Here is a 5,595-nt window from a genome sequence, read left to right as displayed (position 1 = left end):
CCAATAAGTTTGGCTACGAAATGTAGATTTAACTGACTAAATAGGGTCTGCTGAAAAAGTTTTTCCTGGGGGCAGGGTGTGGGGTGTGGGGTGTGGGGTGTGGGGTTTTCCCAGTTTTGAGGTGGCCAATTACCTAATTTTCAGGGAAAAAGTGCCTAAATTTCCCCCCGCTCACTCCCAGAGCCAGTACTTTTTGATTGACAAAAGGTCTAAAAGTCTTACCCAACAAGGTTTTTAGATTTATTCAGCCAGCCCTAGATAGTAAGGAGAAGCAATTTAGTCGAGAAAACTAGCACAAATCGCTACAATCCCTCGAATTTTGTCTTTCCATCGGTTCAAGCTCTCGTCTCTGACAGAAGAACTGAGAATTCTAGTCCCCGACTCGAAAAAGTCCCACATCATGAATCCTTTCCCCGCAATTTCTGTCAATGACGGCGACCAAAAATACCCGTATCCGCCACCTCCTGGCAATTCTGACCACGAAAGCGAAGATAGATCAAAAAAGAACAAAGCCTTATTTCTCGATCGAGATGGGGTAGTTATTGACTATATCCCCTACCTGAGTAAACCAGAACAGGTGAGCATTCCCGCCGGGGCAGCGGCTGCCTTAAAACAGTGGCAGGATGCCGGCTATCTGCTGATCATCATTACCAATCAATCGGGACTTGCTAGGGGCTATTTCACTTGGGATGATCTAGCGGCGATTCACGGGCGCATGATCGAGGAATACCGACAATTGGGCGTGCATTTTCACGATCTTGCCATCTGCCCGCACCATCCCGACGAAGGTTGTCCCTGCCGCAAACCCTCCCCCTATCTGCTGCTGGCCGCCGCCCACCAATACGGAATCGACTTAGCCGGCTCGTTGTTTATCGGCGATGCTCCCAGCGATCTAGAATGCGCCCTAGAAGCTGGTTGTCAGCCCGTATTGCTCTTAACAGGGCGAGGAAAAGTCACCCTTGGGGAGATCGAGAAATACCCAGTTCAGATTCCTGTATATAGCCAACTAAAGGAAACGGTAGAATTATTGTCAAAAACCGCTGCCGAACCATAATTATGAGAATATTAGTCCTTTTTTGCCATAACTTTCCCTATCCACCTAGTCGCGGGGCAACCGAGGGGAGAACTTTTAACCTGATCAAATGTCTTCATCAAAACCACGATGTCACCCTGTTCGCCCGTCGGGTGGAGAATGTCACGGAAACTCAGATCGAAGAACTCAAAACCTTGACCGATCATCTTGTCTTATTTCCGCCCCGGCAAATTCCCGCTCAAGGCAAGGGACTGACAAAACTAATCGGTCAAACAGGGCGCTTTCTGGGGGGAACTGTTTGAGAGTTTTACCGCCATAAAAATTGATTTTTTGGAGCCTAATCATGAAAGTTTTAATAGTGGGAAATTACGTCAACGATCGGCAGATCAGTATCAATCGTTTTGTCGGTTTAGTGGAGAAAGGACTCAGACAAAAAGGACACGAAATTCGGCGAGTGCAAGCCCAGCCTATTTTCGGTCAACTGAAATCCTCTCCCCAGGGAATCGGCAAGTGGTTAGGGTATATTGATAAGTTAATTATTTTCCCAGTGCAGTTACGTCAGCAGCTTGATTGGGCCGATATCGTCTGCATTTGTGATCAGGCGTTATCCTATTTAACTCCCTATCTAAAAGATCGCAAATATTTTGTGATCTGTCACGATCTGCTGGCCATTCGTTCCGCCCTAGGAGAAATTCCTGAAAATCCCACCAGTTGGACGGGAAAACAGTATCAGGCGATGATTTTGCGAGGATTCAAACAGGCTAAATATGTTGTCTGTTCTTCCGAAGCTACTCGTGCCGATGTTCTCCGTTTAACCAAAATTACCCCCGAACAAACGGAAGTGATCGAGGATTGCTTGAGTGAGGGATACGGTCCGATGACAAGAGCCGCAGCGGTAAATCTAGTGGCCAAATTTAACATTAATAGTGATTGTCCCTGGCTAATTCATGTCGGGGGCGACCAATGGTATAAAAATCGATTGGGATTGCTGAAAATATTCAAAAAGTTAATTACTTTCCCCGGTCTGGAAAATTGCCGATTGATCCTGATGGGAAAACCTTTGCTGCCGAATATGCGAGAATTTGTTAATCAGAATAACTTGTCCGCACAAGTAATCGAATTAGGAACCGTCTCCGATGAGGATCTCCGCGCCTTTTATTGCCTAGCAACTGCTTTAATTTTTCCCTCCTTTCAGGAAGGATTCGGTGTTCCCGTTATTGAAGCTCAATCCTGTGGTTGTCCCGTCTTTACCTCCAATCGTCTCCCCATGACTGTTATCGCTGATGATGCAGCCGTTTACTTCGATCCCAGCGAACACGAGGCCGCCGCTACTATTATTGCAGAAAATCTTCTCGCTCCCGATCGCCTGGAAGATTTGAGGCAAAAAGGTTTTATCAATGCCACTCGCTTTACTTACGAAAGAATGATCCAATCCTACGACCGATTATTGCCAAAATTGTAGTCTAGAGCTTTTTGGTGACTCATTATCCTGCCAACGCGATTTTAAGCGGGGAGGATATGGTTCTGGGGTTCACTTTGGCCCTAGAAATCTTGCTGTAAGAGTGATCGTCCTTTTTTAAATCCTACAGTAATCATTTTTCCATAGCTCCTTTGCTTTGGGGTTTACTGAATAAATCTAAAAACCTTGTTGGATAATATCTTTAGGCTTTTTTGAAATCAAAAAGTGCCAGCCATTGGAGGAATCGGGGGAAAATTAAGGCACTTTTTCCCTGAAAATTAGGTAATTGACCCCCTGAAAATGGCTAAAACCCTACACCCCACACCCCACACCCTGCCCCACGAAAAACTTTTTCAGCAGACCCTAATTGGCACTGTGAATTTATCTGTCGCCTGTAAGACTTTTGATAATCTTTTTAGCCAATCGCTCATTAATTTCTCGATGTCTGGGAATTGGTTCTGTTTTTCCAGTATCTGGATTATGGTAAATATCGTGTTTCCCTCCACGTCTAATCAAATAGCAGCCCGCTTGCTCTAATTGTGCAATTAAATCATGTCTTTTCATGGGAGTTCAAACTCTGCAACTCTCTTGATTCCGGGGATTTCTTCAGTAGTAAATGTTTTGTAGAGATCGACCAAGTTTCCGATTAATTCTTCTAAGTCAACACCTTGGGTCCAATGATCTGGAAATTCATTCAAATAGCCCAAGAACATCCCATCTGATTCTTTCCAATATGTATATGGAATCTTCATGGTGAAATCCTCATTCTGCGTTGCTAAAGATATTAAGTTGACCCCTATCATAACTGAATTGCTCCCAAGCCACGATCAGCTTTATTATCAGGGTTGGCAGCGAGATTGCCGCCTTACACTTCGTTAATGCAGCCTACCAAAGCGGCGATCGCCCATTCAGACAGATTTAGGTGTTGGGTGTTGGGTTTCGTTCCGAGGGTTCAATCTACGGACTACGGACTGTTAAATTAGAATATCAAATGTTTGATTATTTAGCCAACGATAAACACTAAAATCTCGCCTATCTGTGGTTAATATTCTGTTCTCCTTAATTGTTTCAGCTAACACTACTAACGAAGCATCGGCTAAGTCCATTGGCAAATCTCTATATTTTTGCATCAGTTCTTCAATGGGTTGGCAGTGCTTAGTTTTGAGGTTGAATACCTGTAGTTCTCCTGTGGAGATTTTATGAATAAGGGTTTTTGGGACATCTATTCCTACTCGTTTTTGTAGTAAGTAGCAAGTTTCAGTAACAACGCACCAGGTTGTAATAAATTGTTGATTGATTAATTTTTGGAATTGTTTTTTTGCTAATGGGTGAAGTGAGTCGTTTTTATTAGCAAGGGCCAGCCAGAAACCAGTATCAACAATGATCATATTTTTGCTTAAGTTCACTTGTTAAATAGGTTTTATAGTTTTGCGAAAGGTCTGGTTCAGCCTCTATACAACCGATAAAGTCAGACCAATCTTCTGTTCGCTGCTCTTTCATTTCCTGTGGGTTGGGAGAATATCGTTTTTTGAGAATATCTACAAGTTCAAGAATAGTCTGTTGTGCGTCGAGGGGAAGGGACGCAATATCTTCTTGAATTGTTTCTAGGTTTATCATTGTCATTATCTCTTTATGGTTGATTGTATCAATTTTAAGATAAAAATCGAGTTCTGTGAAAAGCTGATGTTTACATGAGCAAAACTCCTAAAATTAGACTTGACAAAAGACCTGAGATTGTTATATTCTACAGGTTACAAGCTTTTAAACGAGAGAAGGATTCCATGCCTCCCTTCCACTTTCCCTCCAATGTATTTGTAATCTCAAATAATGCCGCCGGCAGGTGCGCATTAGGGGGTTCCCTAGGCGGAACTTCAATATTAGATGCCGCCGGCAGGTACACATTACGGGGTTCCCCAGGCCGAGGCGGAACTTGAAAATCAAGGGTTTCGTCTTCCCCCCATTCCCGCAATTCCCGCCAGTACACCCATTGTCCTCCTTTTCTCCAGCCGAGGCGATCGCCGAACTTATTCCACACTACCTCATTATACTCGCTCGTGCCACCGAGACTCTCATAGATTTCTCTCTGAACACTGAAGCCGAATTTACCCTTACTAGCTGACAACCAAAGCTGGTCAATGATGCGTAAATCTTCACAGGAAAAGTTTCTAATATCCAGTACTCTGAACCGCCCGTTCTCTCCCCTCTCAGCAGCTTGAAGCATCGCCCTAGTTGTTTCATCATCTGCTTCTTTCCATTTCCCTGCTGCTAGTAGGTCTTGTAGACTGGTATAACTCACTCCACCCTTACGCAATTGTCGGCTAAAATCATTGATTGCGCCTCGTTTTCCGGTGCTAAAATCCTATTGTTCTTTCATAGTTTATCCTTCCTTCATATTAATGTTTATAGTTCTATTAACACCCGAATTTTAGCGACCTGGGCATCAACTTTCGGCTTAAGAATTATTTCAACATCTTGATCAAGAGCGTTGAGAATATGAAACAAATCTTCCAGAGAAAATTGACTAAGTTTTCCCTTGATTAATTGAGATGCTTCTAGTGTTGATATTCCTAAAATTTCTGCTGTTTCAGTTTCCGTGAAGTTCCGTTCATTGACAATATCAATAATCCCAGATAGAATTTGAGCGCGGACTAAAGTTTGTTCGGCTTCTGGATCGCCAAGATCAGCGAAAATATTACTATTACTTTTTTCAAAGTCGCTCATTTTGTTATTCTCCTTGATTTTTTAACCATTCTTGATAACTTATTTCAGCCAGTTTTATTTGAAATGGCTCCGTATTTTTCCAACGATAGGTATTAAAATCTCGATAATCAACGGAAAGAATTTGACCTGAACCTAATTCTTCTGCTAAAATAACCAAAGATGCGTCGGCTAAATCCATTGGCAAATCTCTATATTTTTACATCAGTTCTTCAGTGTGTTGGCACTGCTTAGTTTTACGGAAAGGCCAATTCAAGTCTGAATTGCATCACTGTCTGATCTACCTTTATAGAATACCTCATTCGGGGTACGATAGTCAAGACATTTTCGAGGACGATTGTTAATCAAGTTTACGGCTATTTCCACCTGCTCTGGCTTAACAATT

General features: G+C 42.8%; 8 protein-coding genes and 3 pseudogenes. 3 read left to right on the top strand and 8 right to left on the bottom strand.

Features of this window, described 5'->3' with window-relative positions; all coding sequences use genetic code 11:
• The first annotated feature begins 400 nt into the window (after window positions 1–400).
• From O9290_RS24130 to O9290_RS24120, 3 genes and pseudogenes are all read left to right on the top strand, one after another.
• Window positions 401–1,054 carry a D-glycero-alpha-D-manno-heptose-1,7-bisphosphate 7-phosphatase gene (locus O9290_RS24130; RefSeq protein ID WP_002758309.1) on the top strand — a complete coding sequence of 218 codons (654 nt, stop codon included), beginning with the start codon at window positions 401–403 and terminating at the stop codon, window positions 1,052–1,054.
• Window positions 1,055–1,056: 2 nt separating this feature from the next.
• Window positions 1,057–1,332, top strand: a pseudogene (locus tag O9290_RS24125) (glycosyl transferase family 1); the annotation flags it as partial.
• A 44-nt stretch (window positions 1,333–1,376) separates the two neighbouring features.
• The gene (locus O9290_RS24120; protein ID WP_002758313.1) at window positions 1,377–2,495 is read left to right on the top strand and encodes a glycosyltransferase family 4 protein; all 1,119 of its coding nucleotides are present in this window, start codon (window positions 1,377–1,379) and stop codon (window positions 2,493–2,495) included.
• A 378-nt stretch (window positions 2,496–2,873) separates the two neighbouring features.
• Here the strand turns inward: O9290_RS24120 and O9290_RS24110 are convergent, their stop codons facing one another.
• The 8 genes and pseudogenes from O9290_RS24110 to O9290_RS24075 form a co-directional block, all read right to left on the bottom strand.
• Window positions 2,874–3,056 (bottom strand): type II toxin-antitoxin system HicA family toxin, encoded by a 183-nt coding sequence (locus O9290_RS24110; protein WP_012267861.1) that lies wholly within the window; start codon window positions 3,054–3,056, stop codon window positions 2,874–2,876.
• Window positions 3,053–3,244: a hypothetical protein gene (locus tag O9290_RS24105; protein WP_043999154.1), complete on the bottom strand. Its 192-nt coding sequence runs from the start codon at window positions 3,242–3,244 to the stop codon at window positions 3,053–3,055. Before O9290_RS24105 ends, O9290_RS24110 begins: the two co-directional genes overlap by 4 nt.
• A gap of 222 nt (window positions 3,245–3,466) precedes the next feature.
• Window positions 3,467–3,880, bottom strand: coding sequence for a type II toxin-antitoxin system VapC family toxin (locus O9290_RS24100; RefSeq protein ID WP_002760264.1), 414 nt, complete (start codon window positions 3,878–3,880; stop codon window positions 3,467–3,469).
• Window positions 3,867–4,109 (bottom strand): hypothetical protein, encoded by a 243-nt coding sequence (locus O9290_RS24095; protein ID WP_080603368.1) that lies wholly within the window; start codon window positions 4,107–4,109, stop codon window positions 3,867–3,869. Before O9290_RS24095 ends, O9290_RS24100 begins: the two co-directional genes overlap by 14 nt.
• A gap of 127 nt (window positions 4,110–4,236) precedes the next feature.
• Window positions 4,237–4,788: a GUN4 domain-containing protein gene (locus tag O9290_RS24090; protein ID WP_288054776.1), complete on the bottom strand. Its 552-nt coding sequence runs from the start codon at window positions 4,786–4,788 to the stop codon at window positions 4,237–4,239.
• 104 nt (window positions 4,789–4,892) lie between these two features.
• Window positions 4,893–5,213, bottom strand: a complete 321-nt coding sequence (locus O9290_RS24085; protein ID WP_002760257.1) for a helix-turn-helix domain-containing protein — start codon at window positions 5,211–5,213, stop codon at window positions 4,893–4,895.
• Window positions 5,214–5,217: 4 nt separating this feature from the next.
• A pseudogene (locus O9290_RS24080) lies at window positions 5,218–5,409 on the bottom strand (PIN domain-containing protein); the annotation flags it as partial.
• 53 nt (window positions 5,410–5,462) lie between these two features.
• Window positions 5,463–5,595 (bottom strand): annotated as a pseudogene (locus tag O9290_RS24075) (IS30 family transposase); the annotation flags it as partial.

Source organism: Microcystis sp. LE19-41.2A, assembly GCF_027530405.1.
Taxonomy (GTDB): domain Bacteria; phylum Cyanobacteriota; class Cyanobacteriia; order Cyanobacteriales; family Microcystaceae; genus Microcystis; species Microcystis aeruginosa.
The sequence above is the reverse complement of the archived record's forward strand: the minus strand, read 5'-3'. Positions and strand labels throughout refer to the sequence as shown.